This window comes from Brevibacterium antiquum, assembly GCF_016107655.1.
Taxonomy (GTDB): Bacteria; Actinomycetota; Actinomycetes; order Actinomycetales; family Brevibacteriaceae; genus Brevibacterium; species Brevibacterium antiquum.
Map to the genome: position 1 here is coordinate 241,131 of NZ_JABASX010000001.1, position 16,009 is coordinate 257,139.

Annotated in this window: 13 protein-coding genes; 7 read left to right on the forward strand and 6 right to left on the reverse strand. The window is 62.9% G+C overall.

Annotation, left to right across the window (positions count from 1 at the left end; translation table 11 throughout):
- Positions 1–8 precede the first annotated feature (8 nt).
- The 3 genes from JFC13_RS01105 (at position 9) to JFC13_RS01115 (ending at position 3,410) form a co-directional block, all read left to right on the forward strand.
- On the forward strand, positions 9–611 hold the full coding sequence (locus JFC13_RS01105; protein WP_198395271.1) for a TetR/AcrR family transcriptional regulator: 603 nt from the start codon (positions 9–11) through the stop codon (positions 609–611).
- Between the two features lie 133 nt (positions 612–744).
- Positions 745–2,115 (forward strand): metal-dependent hydrolase family protein, encoded by a 1,371-nt coding sequence (locus JFC13_RS01110; RefSeq protein WP_232488031.1) that lies wholly within the window; start codon positions 745–747, stop codon positions 2,113–2,115.
- Between the two features lie 104 nt (positions 2,116–2,219).
- Positions 2,220–3,410: a M20 metallopeptidase family protein gene (locus JFC13_RS01115; protein ID WP_198395272.1), complete on the forward strand. Its 1,191-nt coding sequence runs from the start codon at positions 2,220–2,222 to the stop codon at positions 3,408–3,410.
- 31 nt (positions 3,411–3,441) lie between these two features.
- On the opposite strand, the gene JFC13_RS01120 is transcribed toward JFC13_RS01115, so the two are convergent.
- Both JFC13_RS01120 and JFC13_RS19770 read right to left on the reverse strand, forming a co-directional pair.
- The gene (locus JFC13_RS01120; RefSeq protein WP_198395273.1) at positions 3,442–4,179 is read right to left on the reverse strand and encodes an MgtC/SapB family protein; all 738 of its coding nucleotides are present in this window, start codon (positions 4,177–4,179) and stop codon (positions 3,442–3,444) included.
- A 157-nt stretch (positions 4,180–4,336) separates the two neighbouring features.
- Entirely contained in the window at positions 4,337–6,820 is a 2,484-nt protein-coding gene (locus JFC13_RS19770) for an ABC transporter permease (protein WP_198395274.1), read from the reverse strand.
- Positions 6,821–7,021: 201 nt separating this feature from the next.
- Here JFC13_RS19770 and JFC13_RS01130 point away from each other — a divergent pair, with 201 nt between their 5' ends.
- Positions 7,022–7,678 (forward strand): TetR/AcrR family transcriptional regulator, encoded by a 657-nt coding sequence (locus tag JFC13_RS01130; RefSeq protein WP_198395275.1) that lies wholly within the window; start codon positions 7,022–7,024, stop codon positions 7,676–7,678.
- A gap of 41 nt (positions 7,679–7,719) precedes the next feature.
- On the opposite strand, the gene JFC13_RS01135 is transcribed toward JFC13_RS01130, so the two are convergent.
- From JFC13_RS01135 to JFC13_RS01145, 3 genes are all read right to left on the reverse strand, one after another.
- The gene (locus tag JFC13_RS01135) at positions 7,720–8,430 is read right to left on the reverse strand and encodes a DsbA family oxidoreductase (RefSeq protein WP_198395276.1); all 711 of its coding nucleotides are present in this window, start codon (positions 8,428–8,430) and stop codon (positions 7,720–7,722) included.
- A 60-nt stretch (positions 8,431–8,490) separates the two neighbouring features.
- A complete protein-coding gene (locus tag JFC13_RS01140) occupies positions 8,491–9,648 on the reverse strand; it encodes an Rv2578c family radical SAM protein (RefSeq protein WP_198395277.1) in 1,158 nt (385 codons plus the stop codon).
- A 113-nt stretch (positions 9,649–9,761) separates the two neighbouring features.
- Positions 9,762–10,280 (reverse strand): flavin reductase family protein, encoded by a 519-nt coding sequence (locus JFC13_RS01145; protein ID WP_198395278.1) that lies wholly within the window; start codon positions 10,278–10,280, stop codon positions 9,762–9,764.
- 272 nt (positions 10,281–10,552) lie between these two features.
- Between JFC13_RS01145 and JFC13_RS01150 the strand changes: the two genes are divergently transcribed.
- The 3 genes from JFC13_RS01150 to JFC13_RS01160 all read left to right on the forward strand — a co-directional run bounded on the left by JFC13_RS01150 (position 10,553) and on the right by JFC13_RS01160 (position 14,849).
- On the forward strand, positions 10,553–11,902 hold the full coding sequence (locus tag JFC13_RS01150) for an MFS transporter (protein WP_198395279.1): 1,350 nt from the start codon (positions 10,553–10,555) through the stop codon (positions 11,900–11,902).
- Positions 11,903–11,973: 71 nt separating this feature from the next.
- Positions 11,974–13,353, forward strand: coding sequence for an LLM class flavin-dependent oxidoreductase (locus JFC13_RS01155; protein ID WP_198395280.1), 1,380 nt, complete (start codon positions 11,974–11,976; stop codon positions 13,351–13,353).
- 212 nt (positions 13,354–13,565) lie between these two features.
- Complete coding sequence (locus JFC13_RS01160; RefSeq protein ID WP_198395281.1) at positions 13,566–14,849, forward strand: MFS transporter; 1,284 nt, start codon at positions 13,566–13,568, stop codon at positions 14,847–14,849.
- 152 nt (positions 14,850–15,001) lie between these two features.
- On the opposite strand, the gene JFC13_RS01165 is transcribed toward JFC13_RS01160, so the two are convergent.
- Positions 15,002–15,982: a hypothetical protein gene (locus tag JFC13_RS01165; protein ID WP_198395282.1), complete on the reverse strand. Its 981-nt coding sequence runs from the start codon at positions 15,980–15,982 to the stop codon at positions 15,002–15,004.
- Positions 15,983–16,009: the final 27 nt, after the last annotated feature.

The following is a 16,009-nucleotide window of genomic DNA, read 5'->3' on the forward strand; positions in this document are numbered from 1 at the left end:
GGGGTTTGGTGCCGAAGGTCACGGATGAGCACAGGGAAGCCATGCGCACGCGGATTCAGGATGCCGCGCTTGCGTGCTTCTTTCGCAAGGGCTTCGCCGGCGCTTCGATGGCCGACATCATCAAGGAGGCGGACCTGTCCGCCGGGGCAGTCTATGTCTACTACTCGTCCAAGGCGGAGCTCACACTCGACGCCGCTAGGCGAATCATGGAACAGCGCGCGGCAGAACTGCAGGACTTCGGAACAGCAGACGAGGTTCCACCTCCACACGAGGTCTTCCCGAAGCTTCTGGATACGATCCTCCATGACACCCCTTTCGCTCCGCTGCTGCTGCAGGTCTGGGGAGAGGCGTCGCATTCCCCCGATTTCGCCACAATCGCCGCTGAGATCTACCACGAACTCATCGGACGATTCGAGGCCTATCTGAATGTGTACTTCCGTCGGAGTGCGGGGCTTGCAGAAGGCGTCGCACAGGCCAGGGCGCATCAGATCGCGCCGGCCGTCCTCGCGCTCATGCAGGGTGCCATCGTTCAGACCGCGATCTTCGGTGACGCTTCGCATGCGCGGATCACGGATGCCGTCGAAGCGATGTTTGCCCAGCTCGTGGACTGAGGTTGCGCCGGTAGGGCGCGTGGACCGAGGTTCAGTCGGGACTGGGCCGATCTGCCGATCGCCACCGGAGCCTGCACGCTCTTCCTGGTCATGATGTGATCACTGTGCGCCGCTGTGCGAGGAATGATCAACAATGGCATCTGAAGCGCACGATCTCCCGATGAAAGGATCGTCACCACTGATGTCGACCGCCTACCTGCCCACCACGATCAATGATTCCGAGCACACTGTTCTACGCGGAGCCACCCTCATCGACGGCAACGGCGGTGACCCTCTCTCCAATGCTGAGATCGAGATCAGAGACGGACGCATCGTCTACGTCGGCGTCCAGCGCATGGAAGGGGCCACCTCGGCGGGGGAGGGCGACGACGCGGGTGGCGGAGCCCCCTGTGTCATCGAGTTGCAGGGCAAGACGATCATGCCCGGCTTCATTGACTCCCACGTGCACCTCGGACTCTCGATCGAGAACCAAGAGGCGAACCTCGCCCGCTTCGCCTCGGAGAGGATCGTGCGCAGCGCTGTCAACGCCCGGGCCACCCTCCTGGCAGGAGTTACCACTGCTCGCGACCTCGGCGGAACCGACCGCGGCGTGCGCGACAGCATCCAGCAGGGGCTGATCCTCGGGCCACGGATCCACCTGGCCATCACACCGCTGTCACCGACCGGCGGACACACCGATTTCACGATGCCCAACGGCTTGTCCACCATGCCTGCCATGCCTGTCGACCCGATCATCGACACCGATGACGACGTCCGCCGGACGATTCGCACCCTCGTGCGTTCGGGCGCGGACGTGATCAAGGTCTGCACCACCGGCGGCGTCTCGAGTCCCTCGGATACTCCCGATGACATCGGCGTTCCCGAGGAACATGTGCGACTCATCGTCGAAGAGACAGCCAAACGGGCAGGCCAGCCCGTCGCGGCCCACGCCCAGGGAGCCGAAGGCATCAAGGCAGCCATCCGCGGCGGCGTCCGGTCGATTGAGCACGGATACGGAATCGACGACGAGGGCATTGAACTCATGCTCGAACACGGAACGTTCCTCGTTCCGACGCTCAGCAGCGCATTGCGGATCCCGGACCCGAAGAACGTGCCCGACTACCTTTACGAGAAGAAGGTCAGATGGTCCGCGATCGCGCGCGAACGCGTGGCCGTAGCGATGGCCGCCGGCGTGAAGGTTGCGCTGGGAACCGACGCCGGCGTGTGCCCACACGGACTCAACCTGCGCGAGGAGATGCACGCCGTCGAACTCGGCCTGACACCGATGCAGGCGATCGTGGCGGGGACCAAGAACGCGGCGGAACTGCTGCGCCTGTCGGCTGACGTGGGCACCCTCGAGGAAGGCAAACTGGCCGACCTCGTCATCGTCGACTTCGACCCATTGGCCGATATCACGCAGTTGGCCGACCCGGCGAAAGTCAAGGTCGTCATGCAGGGCGGGGCGCTGATGAAGGACTCCGCGAGATGGTTCCCAGACGCGCCGGTCCGTTCGCTGCTCGGGTGAAATTGCGTCGACCGCTGAAACAGTCCGAGCTTCAACCGCACAGCGCTCCACCGTACACCGCTTCATCCACACACCGCTTCATCCACGATCAGAGAGGAACCACTATGACCCACGATTTCGCTGCCGAGGCACAGTCTCTGGCGACCGAACTCGTTGACCTTCGCCGCAACCTGCACCGCAACCCCGAGCTGGGTCTCGAGCTCCCGGTGACTCAGCGGATGATTCTTGACGCCCTCGACGGACTGCCCTTGGAGATCACAACCGGCAAGGGGCTGAGCTCCATCGTTGCTGTGCTCCGAGGCGGCAGGCCCGGTCCGACAGTACTCCTGCGCGGTGATATGGATGCCCTGCCCGTCGTGGAGGAGAACGATCTGGACTTCGCCTCGACCAACGGCAATATGCACGCCTGCGGCCATGATCTGCACGTGACAGGTCTGGTCGGGGCCGCGAAGCTGCTCAGCGCACACCAGGAGGAATTCGCCGGTACCGTGGCCTTCATGTTCCAACCCGGTGAAGAGGGTCCGGGTGGTGCCGAAGAGATGATAGATGAGGGCATGTTCGACACCATCGGCGCAGTCCCCGATGCTGCGTACGCCATCCATGTCGCTCCCGGGGCACACGGAATCTTCACCACGAGACCCGGCACCCTGATGGCCGGAGCGAACACCCTCCACGTCACCTTCCACGGACGCGGCGGCCACAGCTCACAGCCGCATGCCAGTATCGATCCCGTCCGGCCCACTCTCGAATTCGGCCAGGCGCTCTACTCGATGGTCACCGGCACGTTCAGCGTCTTTGATCCGGTTGTCGCCGAAGTCACGCAGCTGCAGGCCGGCGATGCCGTCAACGTCATCCCGCCCTCGGCGAAGATCGGCGCTTCCGTGCGGACGCTGTCAGCAGCTTCGACGAAGAAGTTCGCCGAGGTGGCCCCTCGTCTGGCCGAGTCGATCGCTGCCGCTCACGGATGCACCGCCGAGGTGATGTGGACCGAACAGTACCCCGTCACGGTCAACGATGACGGCGAGGCCGCGTTCGTCGCAGACACGATTAGAGAGGCTTTCGGTGAGGACCGGTACGTCGAGGCGCCGACCCCGCTCATGGGGTCCGAGGACTTCTCCTACGTGCTCAACGAAGTTCCGGGCGCGTTTCTGTTCTTCCTCGTGTCTCCGCAGGATATCGACCTGGAGACTGCGGCCTGGAACCATTCGCCACAGGTCCTCTTCGATGATGCCCATCTGCCGGACCAGGCCGCAGCCCTCGCCACCCTGGCGTGGAAGCGCTCGCGTCGAGACTGAGAGGCATGTGTGGTGCGGGGCGAGCGGCGAATCACACGGAGTCACCGTCGTCATCGACCGAATGGACACGGTCCTCGCGCATGCTCACCTTTTCCACACCGGGAAGGTCCAGCAGTGCAGGGACCAGGAGGTGCAGTGGCGGTCTGCCTTCGAACTTCACATCGATCTGGACCATCCGCACTCCGTCCTCGTCCTCGAAGCGTTTGGAATCGAGGATCGTGTTGGAATACCCCATGTCCCCGGCCACGGCGAGGATGTCGCGGAGGACTCCCGACCCGTCCTTGTAAGCGATGCGCAGCAGCTTGCGATGATCGCTGTCGGGAATTCTCCGGATCAGGGGAGCGATGACGAACAGTGTCAGCAGGTGCAGCGCGGTGAGCATCACGGCCAGTGACAGCATGCCCGCTCCGCAGGCCATGCCCACGGCCGCCGTCACCCACACGGTCGCGGCGGTCGTGAGTCCGCGCACCATATTCCGGCCCTTGAAGATCACGCCCGCACCCAGGAAACCGATGCCGGACACGATCTGCGCGGCGATCCGCGAGGGATCCATTCGAGCCTCGTCGCCGATCACTGCGGCGAATCCGTACGCGGAGACCAAGGTGAATGCGCACGTGCCGATGCCCACCAGCACATGGGTGCGATAACCGGCGCTCTTCTGCCGGAACTGCCGTTCGAAGCCGATCAGCGAGCACAGGATGAAGCTGGCCAGGAGCAGCTCGGCCTCGATGAGGCCGGTCGGACCGAAGAAATCGATATGTGAATCCATAGGTATCCGACTGTAGACCCAAAGCTTTCCAGGCTGAAGATCACGTCACATCAGAGACACATCTGACTGGCACGAGCATCAGTGTGCTGGTCGCCGACAGCAGTGCGCGGGACACGGGCTTTCGGCCGGCACACCCGCATCAGATGCGGCCAGCTGATCACACGGTGGAGGGGATCCGCTCCTGCTGATCCGCGGATTCGGGATCCGCAGCGTACCGACTGTCATCATCGGGATACTCAACCCCCACCTCGGCGGATCGATGCTTCATCCCGTCACCTGCAGTGGGCGCGGTCGTGTAGGCCCTCTGGTCCGTCGACTCTGCATGGTTCGCAGGCTCGAACCGGTCGTCGTCGACGATCGTCGAGCGCACGGTCGCAGTGGAGCTTGATTCCTCGAGGGCCTTCGCCTGCTTCCGGGCCTGCTTGTTCCGCTCCCTCTCCTGTTCGAGGTGGAGATTGCCGAAGTCATGTTCGGTGCGAGGAGGTTTGATGCTGTCGATGAGGAACACCAGTGCTAGGGAGATCAGGCCCCAGAGTCCGAGGACCTGCATATGCTCGGTGACGACATCACTGTCGAAGTAGATGATCGACCGGATAGTCTCCACAGCGGCTGCCATCGGCAGGAAGTCGTGCAGCGTGGTGAAGAACGACGGGATCATGTACTCGGAGATCGCCCCGTTCGAGGCCGGCATCCCGGCGAACATCAGAGTGCCGATGACCGGAATGATCGCGAGCATGCCGATGAGTCTCTCGAAGACCATGGCGAACATGGCGATGCAGAAGATCGCGATGATTCCGGCTCCCCACAGCTGAGCGAAATGACCGTCGACGGCCCCGGTGATCGGACCGGCGATGAGGGTGACGACCAGTGACATGAACGGTGCGTACACAGCGGTCAGAGGGATCATTCGCTTCAGTGGTCGGCTCCACGGGTTGGCGTTCGCACCGACGATGACCACCATGAATCCGGCGAGGGCCCAGCCCATGGCCACGTACATGACGACGACGCCGTTCTTGTCCCGGTCTGGCAGCGGTGCGACGTTGTCGACCTTGAGCTCCATGTCCTGCTGGGAGGCGACCTGGTCGAAGATCCGGTTGACGACCTGGTAGGCACTGTTGTTGCCGGCTTCGTTCGCAATCAGTCCGAACTCGGCACTCTTCTGAGTCGGCAGCACGAGTGCTGCGACCTCGTCCCGATCCTCGACCTGGGCACGTGCCTCTTCTTTGTCCGTCGTGGCAGTGAAGTCGAATATGCCCCTGCCCATTGACTTCTCGAGGTCGGCGATCGTGTCCTTGGCCTGCTCGGTCGAGGAACCGACGACGGTCACGGGCATGTCCTCGGGTGTGGGAGAGCCCATCGCACCGAGCATGAAGGTGAGCATCATCGTGACCATCGCCAAGGGGAAGATGATGAGTGAGATGTAGCGCCACACCTTCGAATCCGGGCGTCGGCCGCCGTGCAGTGACGGGATGTTGACATCGAGTGGCTTCGGATCGGGGTTGCGCCGGTGGGAGATGAAGTCGTAGGCCTTCGTCAGCAGCAGACCGACGACGGCGCCGATGGCCAGCACGAGGAGGTGACCGGTGACGCCCGCGCCATCGAAGTACAGCACGGAGCGCAGTGCTTCACCGATCGCGGGCATCGGCAGAATTTCGTGCGTGAAGCGGTAGAACGCCGGCATCGTGTACACGGGGTAGGACAGATTCGACGACGGCATGCCGAGGACCATGAGGAAGAAGATGCCGACGATCACTCCCAAGGCACCGACGATTCGGGTGATGAACAGCTGCACGCAGGAGATCGCGAACACACCCAGCCAGGCGACGCCGAGGACGGGGAGAGTGTCCTTGACATCGACGATGTCGAGGATCGGGCAGGCGACCGTCCAGACCAGCCCGGCGATCACCGCGGCCCAGGCTCCGAGAATGGGGACGATGCGTTTGAATTTCAGCAGTTCGGGGGAGTTCGAGCGCAGCACGCTGAAAGGCAGGTATCCGGCCATGACGATGGCTGTCATGAGGAACATCGCGCCGAGTCCGGAAGGATCGTCGTCCGGCAGGGATGCAATGTCCTCGGTGTCGACGTCGAGTCCCTCCTCCTGCAGGGCGGGCATGACGAGGCCGGTGACCGTCGTCTGCTGTTGGACTCCTGCACCACCCGCGGTGTAGAGGGTGGCCTTGTCACCCTTGATGACGACCGCCGCCGAGGCTTCGCGATCGTAGACCTTCTCGCGCGCGGTGTGAGCGTCCTCGACGGTATCGACGTCGAGGGCATCCGGTTCGGCACCGTCGAGCGCAAACTTCATGTCCGCGGCCTTCGAGTCCGAACCGGCCACGACGACGGGCATGTCATTGGCTGAGGGAGAGTGCATGGTGCCGAGGTATCCCGTGATCATCATGCCCACCATGATGAGCGGCATGATGAAGATCGCTGCCGTCCGACCGATCAGTTCTGCCTTGGCTCGCTTCGCGGCTGCAGCCTCTGCCTCTGTATCGGTGGTGTGCTGCTCGTCCGTCGATTCCGGAGGCAGGTCGTGGTCCGAGTCATGGTCATGGTCCGAGTCATAGCCGTCGTCTTGACTGTTGTCGTGTGAGTCGTGCTCACGGGCCTCGCGGCGGGTGAGCGGTGGTGGTGTGCCCACAGTCGTCCTCCTGATGGATCGGAAGTCGAGTGATCAACGTTGACCACCTTGAACTCGACCACTTTAAGACACGTGACTTAGTATTGTGAAATCAACATGGATTTGCCAAAGTGAGGGCGATGCTCGCCGAGGTGGTCAGGTCGCTGATATCGCGGCAGGGAACCGCATCGTGAACGGCTTGAAAATGGAAGAATGGGGACTATGGGAAGCCAGAGTGACAGAGCGCGCGTCGTGCTGCTCAACTCCGCCGAGGAGCTCTTCGCCATCCACGGCATCGATGCTGTGTCGAATCGCCGCATCGTCGACTATGCAGGGGCGGCGAATCATTCCGCGATCTCATACCACTTCGGGGGTCGAGACGGTCTGCTGCGCGCACTCGTGGAGCGTCATGTCGCCGAGATGTCCCTCCGCAGGGACGCTTACGTCGCAGGCCTGGCTGAGACCCCGAGCATTCATGATTTCGTCCGCAGCAGAATGGGCCCGCTGTTCGACGTTCTCGCTGATCTGCCGCGGCCCAGCTGGCGTGCACAGTTTCTCGCTCAGGTGGGGATCGTGCCCTCGGCTGTCGAGATCATAAAGTGCGTGATGGCTGAGTCCTCCCTGCCTGACGGGCTGAGATTCATCCGCGGCGAGATGGAGGGCATTCCCGAGGTGGTCCTGCGTGGCAGGGCCTATCTGCTGGCTCATATGGTCACCAGTGCGTGTTCGGACCAGGAGGTGAAGATGAATGAGGGGACCCACAAAGGCGACTGGGAGCAGGTGGGGCGGTTCCTCATCGATGCCGCCGCAGGCATGCTCGCAGGCCCTGTGACATCACCGGACGGTGCGATCCGCTATCCGTCGATGCCGTTTCTCTGACGGGTGTCTCTGCGGGACTGAACCAGTCGCAGCCTGTCGAATCAGCTGCAGCCTTCGGGGCCGCAGGCCGCGCCTTCACGAAAGGCTTCGTCTCCGCCGGCGAGTACCGTGAGCTTCTGGCTCTCGCCCCACGCTGTCTCGAGCGCCTGTGCGAATGCTTCGGGCGGTTGAGCGCCGGAGATTCCGTACTTGCGATCGATGACGAAGAACGGGACTCCATTTGCACCGAGTGCTCGTGCCTCTGCAATGTCGGACTTCACCTCGGCGGTGAATTCGTCGGTAGAGAGGACTCGACGGGTTTCGTCGGCGTCAATGCCGACAGTTCTGGCCACCTCGGCGAGGTACTCGACGTCACCGATATCGCGGCCCTTCTCAAAATGGCCGGACAACAGCTCTTCTTTGGCCTGGTTCATGGCCCCGTGGGTCTTGGCCAGGTGGAGGAAGCGGTGGGCGGTGAAGCTGTTGGCCACGATGATGGAATCGAAATCGTAGTTCAGCCCCTCACCGGCGGCCTGCGCGGTGACGTGATCGAACATCTGCCGGACCTGGTCAGCAGGCATTCCCTTGGCCTGGTTGAGGTACTCGGTCTCTGTTCCCGCGTAGTGGTCGGGCAGACTCGGGTCGAGCTGGTAGCTGCGCCATTCGACCTCGACATCGTCCTTGTGCGCGAAGCCGTCCAAGGCGGTCTCGAAGCGACGTTTTCCGATGAAGCACCAGGGGCAGGCGATGTCCGACCAGATTTCTATCTTCATGACAGCGTCAACCTTGGGCTGAAGGCGCTTATTCCCCGCATTGAAAGGTATACGAGTGGATCAGAACAGTGCTTCCTGGGGAGGGGGCGTCAGGCTGGCGGTTTGAGCAGTGGCCGAAGGCTTGGCAGGGGCTCGGGTGAGGTCTCCGCGCTTGGTCTTCGGGCAGTCGTCATCGGCGGAACCGCGCATGTCGTACTTGTCGATGAGCGGATTGATGCGCCGACTCAGCCAGGCTCGGTACTCTTTCGACGCGTACGAGGACTTTGCGTACATGCGACGGTAGCGGGGGAGCAGGTCCGGATGTTCGCGTTCCAGCCAGGTGAAGAACCATTCGCGGGCACCCGGCCGAAGATGCAGGGCACCGTAGACGACCCTGCTCGCGCCCGCCTCTTTGATTGTGCGGAGTGCGGTATCAAGATGCTCCATCGAGTCGGTGAGCTTCGGCATCACCGGCATGAGGAAGACCGTGACTTTGAATCCGAGGTTCGCGGCCGCCTTGACTGTGGCCAGGCGTGCTGTGGTCGTCGGTGTGCCTGGTTCGATCGTCTGCTGGAGGGCGTCGTCGAAGACGGCAATCGACATGCTGATCTCCACGTCGACGTCCTCTTTGGCGCGGGCGAGCAGCGGCAGATCGCGCCGCAGCAGGGTGCCCTTGGTCAGTATCGACATCGGAGTTCCATGCTCGGCCAGGGCGGTGATGATGCCCGGCATGAGTGCGTAGCGACCCTCGGCGCGCTGGTAGGGGTCCGTGTTCGTGCCCAGGGCCACCAGCTCACGTGACCACTTCGGTTTGGCCACCTCGGCGGTCAGCACTTCGGGGGTGTTGACCTTGACGATGACCTGCCGGTCGAAGTCCTCACCGGAATCGAGATCGAGATATCGGTGGGTGCTGCGGGCAAAGCAGTAGACGCAGGCATGAGAGCAGCCGCGGTAGGGATTGAGCGTCCAGGTGAATGGCATCGAGCTGGCCGCCGGCACCTTATTCAGGGCCGACTTCGCGAGCACTTCATGGAAGGTGACGCCTGCGAACTCCGGTGTTCGAACACTGCGCACCAGGCCCTTGAGTCCGAAGAGCTCGGCAGGAGGCGCGTCGGTGCCTGCGGCTGTCGTGCCTGGCGCTGCGTCGGACTCTGTAACTGTCTCTGCGGCCGACCCTGTGCCTGCCTCCGACCCCGTGCCGAGAATTGGGGTAAGTGTGCTCTGCTGATTCCACCTCATGACCCTATTCGAACACGTGTTCTAGTAGGCGTCAAGGCTGGACAAGGCTGGACAAGGCTGGACAAGGCTGGTCGTGGCGGTCTCGGGTGACTTGTCGGGTGGAAGAGGTGCGATCAGGAGACCGTTGTGCCCTTGAACTCGCTGCGATGGAAGACCAGTGCTTCGGTGCCTGAATCGGTGTCCTCGGCACTGTCTGCATCGAGGATCTCGAGCAGCGCGACGGTGTGATCTCCTGCCTCGACCTCGTTGTAGATGCGCGTCCACAAGTGGGCAGGGCTGCCCGGGATAGTCAGGGCGCCATCAGCCGTGACCTCGGGGTCGATCCCAGCGAAGCGCGAAGCACGGTCCTTCGAAGCCAGCTGCCTGGCCAGGAGTGATTGATGGGTGCCGAGGAGGGAGACTCCCAATGCGGGTGCGCTCCGCAGGAGGGGCCACGTACTCGAGCTGGTCTGGACTGCGAAGCTGATCAGGGGAGGGGCGAGCGAGACTCCTGCTGTGACAGTCGAGGCGACGAGTCCGAGAGGAGTCCCGTCCACCTCCGCGCCGATGAGCGCAACACCCTGTGGGAAGTGCGAAAAGGTCTCGCGCAGAGCATCCGGTGACACGGCTGCGGCTCGTGCGCTCGTCGTCATGAACTTGCCTCCGGTGGAATGTAGTTGTTGAGGGGGTGAGGATGCTGAGATGTTCCGCTCAACAATGCCTCACTGACCTCAAATGATCATCACAGATATTGCCACCAAGTGCATCCCGATGTGACATCGGTGAGTCTTCGTGTGTCCCCATATGACGATCAAAGTCCAACAGTGACGTGGCGGCGACATGAACCGCCACACAGTCCCTTGATTGCTCAACGAAACTCTGGACTTGAATAGGCATTCTGAGCACGTAGATGAGGGAGATTCCCATGGCACAGTCCTCCGTAGCGGAGACGATCCCCCAGGCCCCACCTCGGCGGCTCTTGGACGGGAAGAAGAGAGTCCTCGCCTCAGCCTTCGCCGGCACCACCATCGAGTGGTACGACTTCTACCTCTATGGCACAGCGGCGGCACTGATCTTCGACGTCCAGTTCTTCCCCAGTGGCAGCGAGCTCGGCAGCAGCCTGGCCGCGTTCGCCAGCCTCGCGGTCGGATTCTTCGCCCGACCGCTGGGCGGAATCATCGCCGGGCACCTCGGTGACCGCGTCGGACGCAAGGCGCTCCTTGTCGTCTCCCTGCTGTCCATGGGCATCGCCTCGACGCTCATCGGCCTGGTGCCGAACTTCGACTCCATCGGCTGGTGGGCCGCTGCCGCACTGGTTGTGCTGCGAATCGTGCAGGGGCTCTCGGCCGGTGCCGAATGGGGAGGGTCCGCACTGCTCTCGGTCGAACACGCTCCGCCCCGCAAGCGCGGATTGTTCGGCTCTTTCACACAGATCGGATCTGCCGCTGGCATGCTGCTGGCCACCAGCGCCTTCTTCGCCGTGCAGAATCTGCTCACACCCGAACAGTTCGAAGCCTTCGGATGGCGCATCCCCTTCCTGGCTTCGGCACTGCTCGTGGCACTGGGACTGTGGATCCGACTCGGCGTCTCCGATGCACCGGAATTCCAAGAGCTCAAGGCCTCCGGAAACGTCGCCAAGGCGCCCCTGCGCGACGTGCTGACCAAGCATCCGCGCGTCCTCCTGGTGACAATCGGACTCCGTCTGGCGCAGAACAGCGTCTTCTACCTCATCACCGTCTACATGCTCAGCTACCTGGCCGAGAACCGCAACGACTCGACCGCCGGCGTCACTGCCGTCATGATCGCCTCGGCCATCGGTCTGTTCACCGGGCCTCTGTGGGGGTGGGTCTCTGACAAAGTCGGTCGCAGACGCGTGACCATCGGCGGCATCATCGGGGTGGCTGCCTTCGGGTGGATCTTCTTCGCCTTCCTCGACGCCGGCCCACTGGCCTTCCTGCCCATCGTCGTCATCCTCGGCATGAACCTCGCCCACGACGCCATCTACGGTCCCCATGCAGCCTGGTTCGCCGAACAGTTCCCCATCGAGATCCGCTATTCAGGGGTGAACATGGGCTACCAGTTGGGCACTGTCATCGGCGGTGGCATCATGCCGATGGTCGCGGCCCTGCTCTACGTCGTCGGCGGCCACTCACCGTGGCTGATCTGCGGCTACCTCACGCTGCTGTGCCTGCTCTCACTCATCGCGGCGCTGGCGGCGAAGGACCCTGCCCGCGAGCTCGCGATCAGCGACCCCGCCCATGACAGAGAGCCATGACCTGGCATCTGCGACCTGACATCTGCCACCTGACACCTGCCACCTGACACCGACAAGGAAAGAGACACACGATGACGAAACCCATTATTCTCAACGCCTTCGACATGATGACCCCGGTCCACCAGTCACCCGGACTGTGGCGCCACCCTGACTCCAGGGTCGACGAATTCACGCAGCTGTCCTTCTGGACGGATCTGGCAAAGACCCTCGAAGAAGGAGGATTCTCCTCCCTGTTCCTCGCCGACATCCTCGGCGTCTATGACGTCTACGGAGGCAATGCCGACGTGACGAACCGCGGGGGAGTCCAGTTCCCCCTCCTCGACCCACTCGTCGCAGTTCCCGCTATGGCCGCAGCGACGAAGACGCTGGGATTCGGCATCACCGCCTCGGTGACCTACGAACAGCCCTACCTGCTGGCCCGGACCCTGACGACCCTTGATCACTTCACCAACGGGCGCGTGGCCTGGAACATCGTCACCAGCTACGTCGACTCCGCGGCCCGCAACCTCGGGCTCGAAGGCCAGATCCCACACGACGAGCGCTACGACCGGGCCGATGAGTACATGGACGTCATGTACAAGCTCTTCGAAGGCTCGATCACCCCCGAGGCACTGCGCGCCGACGCCGAGGCCAATGTCTTCGTCGACCCCGAACAGGTCCACGACATCAACCACGAGGGCAAGTTCTTCACCGTGCCCGGGCAGGCGCTCGCCGTGCCTGGACCGCAGGGAACACCGCTGCTGTTCCAGGCTGGTGCCTCCAAGCGCGGACAGGAGTTCGCCCTCGACCACGCCGAGGCGATCTTCTTCTCCGGACCCACGCCGCAGATCCTGCGCAGCTGGGTCGACAAGGTCCGCGACGGACTCGAAGAACGCGGACGCGCCCGCGACAGCGTGAAGATCTTCGCGCTCGCCACCGTCATCGTCGACGACACCGACGAAGCAGCCGAAGCCAGACTCGCCGACTACACACGCTACGTCGACACCGAATCCGCGCTCTCGCTCTTCGGCGGCTGGACTGGCGTCGACCTCTCCGGCGCCAACCCGGACGACCCGCTGGAATACGTTGCCACCGATGCGAACCAGTCCGCGCTCGCCTCCTTCACCACCATGGCCGGCGACAAGATCTGGACCATCCGCGACCTGGCGGAATTTGTCGCCATCGGCGGACGCGGACCCGTCATCACCGGCTCGCCCGCGACTATTGCCGACGAGTTCGAACGCTGGATGTCCGAGGCCGACATCGATGGCTTCAACATCGCCGCTGCCGTCCGCCCCGCCGACGCCGAGCGATTCACGAAGTACGTTTCGCCCGAACTGCGTCGCCGTGGTCTCCTGCCAGAACCGATCGAGGGTGCCACGGTCCGTGAACAGCTCACCGGACAGGGCCCCCGCCTGGCCGAGGATCACAAAGGTGCAGGGTTCCGGTTGGGAGCCGACGCGCTCGTATGACTCGGTACATGTGACCCTGTGGGCTCGCCGATGAGTGGGCTCGCCTGTGCAGGAGTTCGCCTGCGCAGGGGAGCTCGACCTGTGTGGGAGCTCGACCTCGTGACCGGTGGATGAACGTCTCGTGATTGACCTGCGAGTTCATCTGCCGACCACTTCTGGTGGATAATGGTCTGCGGCCATTTTCCGATCCGCCGATCACCTGAGGATCCCGCATGAGCGCAGCGACGCCACAGACTTCTGCCGAGGCTACCTCGGCACCCGCCTACAAACGCAAGGCGCTCTTCGCCGCAGCTGTCGGATACGGGCTCGACGGCTTCGACCTGCTCATCCTCAGCTTTGCCCTCGGCGGGATCATCGCCACCTTCGGACTCAGCGACGTCGAGGCAGGATCGCTGTCGACGATCACCCTCTTCGGTGCGGTCCTCGGTGGCATCATCTTCGGATCACTGGCCGACCGCTACGGCCGTGTCCGGGTTCTGACCTGGACCGTTCTCATCTTCGCCGTGTTCACCGGGCTGAGCTCAATTGCCCAGGGATACTGGGACATGGCCGCCTACCGGTTCATCGCCGGCATCGGCATCGGCGGCGAGTTCGGCATCGGCATGGCATTGGCCGCCGAGACGGTGCCGGCCAACCAGCGGGCCCGCGCGACCTCTTGGGTGGGAGTGGGATTCCAGATCGGCGTCTTCGCCGCCGCGATCGTCTCCGCTCCGGTCATCGCCCTGTGGGGTTGGCGGGCACTGTTCATCATCGGTCTCTTCCCCGCCATCTTCGCCTTCGTCATTCGCCGAGGTGTCGAGGAGCCCGACAAGTTCGTGCAGTCCCAGCGAGGTCATGCGGCAGGGGAGTCGGGAGACTCGAGCGAGTCGGCAGGCTCCCGGGACCTTCCGACCTTCGGTGCAAAGATCCGTGCGCTGGTCAAGGACAAGGCGACCGTGAAAATCTCCTTTGCCCTGATCGTCCTCTCGACGGTGCAGAACTTCGGATACTTCGGCATCATCGCCTGGCTGCCCAACTATCTGTCCGAGAGGATGGACCTCGGCGTGACGAAGGGATCGCTGTGGACGGCGGTGACGGTGATCGGAATGCTTGCGGGCATCCTCCTCTTCGGTCAGGTTGCCGACAGGCTGGGCAGGCGTCCGGCGTTCTGGACCTTCCAAGCCGGGGCGATCGTCTCGATCCTCATCTACAGCCAGATGACCGACCCGACCGCACTGCTCATCGGCGGCTTCTTCATGGGAGCCTTCGCCAACGGCATGCTCGGTGGTCATGGTGCCCTGCTGGCAGAAATGTACCCGACGCAGGTTCGGGCCACCGCACAGAACGTCATCTTCAATATCGGCCGTGCCCTGGGCGGACTCGCCCCCGTGGTCATCGCCCTTCTTGCTGACTCCTTCGGATTCGCGTTCGCACTTGCGCTACTGCCGACCATCTACATCATCCAGTTCCTCGCCATGTTCCTGCTGCCGGAGAAGCGCGGCATCGAATTGGAGTAGATGGACAGCGTCGAACTGAGTCAGTAGGGGAAAGCCTGTCCGACAAGGTGCAGTCGGTGCCGTGTTCCCAGCCCCGCGTCATTGTGGCCGCGCGTTCGACATTTCGCTGTATATCGCACGCCAGTCCACAACGACGCTCACTGGAGAGCTGGTTATGCGAGGTGGTGTTCGAGCAGCCTGGCGAATTGCTCCATGTTGGTCCTCTTGGACACTCTCAGGACCGTCCAGCCTTCGGCCGCCATTGCCGCGAGCCGACTGTTGTCTGTGGCGAACTGTTCGTCGGAGCTTCGGTGATGATCGCCTTCATACTCAATAGCCACCTTCTTGTTCGGATAACCGAGGTCCGGGTGGAGAACAGCATTCACGAGTGGGCAGGCGATGGCAGGATGGACAGCGGGCTCGGGGAAGCCTTGACTGATCAGCCAAAGCCTCAGCCAAGTCTCACGTGGGGAGTCGACGTTTCCGCGCATCAGCTCGAGAGCCTTCTCTGCGGTGTGTCTGCCATAAATGCGATCGCGGGCAGCGACCTCTCGTCTCAGCGCGGAGATCGAGGTGAGGGGGCCTGCGTGCCACCGACCGATGGCTGCGTCTCCGAGCGTGGTGAGTTCCTCGATCGTCAGGAGTGGGGCGAGTTCGAGGAACAGCTGCGGCACGGAGATGAGTGGCAGTTCGAAGAAATTCGAGGTTTTCAGCTCTTGGTAGCGATGGGACACGACGCCTTGTCGAACCTTCGCAGTATTAGGCGATGTGACCACATGCAGACTGTGTTCGTCGATGCGGGACGGAAGTGGAAGTCCGTAGAGGCGAGCTGCGGTGACATTGCTGGCGGCGATTTCGGCGTCGAGCTGGAGCAGGGCCTGCAGATGCGTCTGTCTCAGCAGCCACTCGTGATCGGCCCACAGCGGGGCGGGGACAGAGGTTTCGGGGCGAGTGTCGATCCACACGCCCCGATAGAGCTGGAGGTACCGGGAATCGGTTCTCAACCGATAGAGGCTGATTCCGAGGTCTGGAGCCTGGTGGCGGGTGAACGGCACGGGTGCAGTCAGGAACTGTACCGGACGGTTCCCCGCTAAGCGGAGCTGCTCCCAGCTCGCAGTGCTCGACTGCTTTCCTGGAACACGTTTGGTCTTCATGATCAACTACAGTGGCGCTCTTCGGCC

Coding starts and splice junctions, on each gene's coding strand:
- JFC13_RS01110 (WP_232488031.1), top strand. CDS start 745: ATGGCATCTGAAGCGCACGATCTCCCGATGAAAGGATCGTCACCACTG.
- JFC13_RS01160 (WP_198395281.1), top strand. CDS start 13,566: ATGAGCGCAGCGACGCCACAGACTTCTGCCGAGGCTACCTCGGCACCC.
- JFC13_RS01145 (WP_198395278.1), bottom strand. CDS start 10,280: ATGACGACGAGCGCACGAGCCGCAGCCGTGTCACCGGATGCTCTGCGC.
- JFC13_RS01120 (WP_198395273.1), bottom strand. CDS start 4,179: ATGGATTCACATATCGATTTCTTCGGTCCGACCGGCCTCATCGAGGCC.
- JFC13_RS01130 (WP_198395275.1), top strand. CDS start 7,022: ATGGGAAGCCAGAGTGACAGAGCGCGCGTCGTGCTGCTCAACTCCGCC.
- JFC13_RS01150 (WP_198395279.1), top strand. CDS start 10,553: ATGGCACAGTCCTCCGTAGCGGAGACGATCCCCCAGGCCCCACCTCGG.
- JFC13_RS01140 (WP_198395277.1), bottom strand. CDS start 9,648: ATGAGGTGGAATCAGCAGAGCACACTTACCCCAATTCTCGGCACGGGG.
- JFC13_RS01165 (WP_198395282.1), bottom strand. CDS start 15,982: ATGAAGACCAAACGTGTTCCAGGAAAGCAGTCGAGCACTGCGAGCTGG.
- JFC13_RS01135 (WP_198395276.1), bottom strand. CDS start 8,430: ATGAAGATAGAAATCTGGTCGGACATCGCCTGCCCCTGGTGCTTCATC.
- JFC13_RS01115 (WP_198395272.1), top strand. CDS start 2,220: ATGACCCACGATTTCGCTGCCGAGGCACAGTCTCTGGCGACCGAACTC.
- JFC13_RS01155 (WP_198395280.1), top strand. CDS start 11,974: ATGACGAAACCCATTATTCTCAACGCCTTCGACATGATGACCCCGGTC.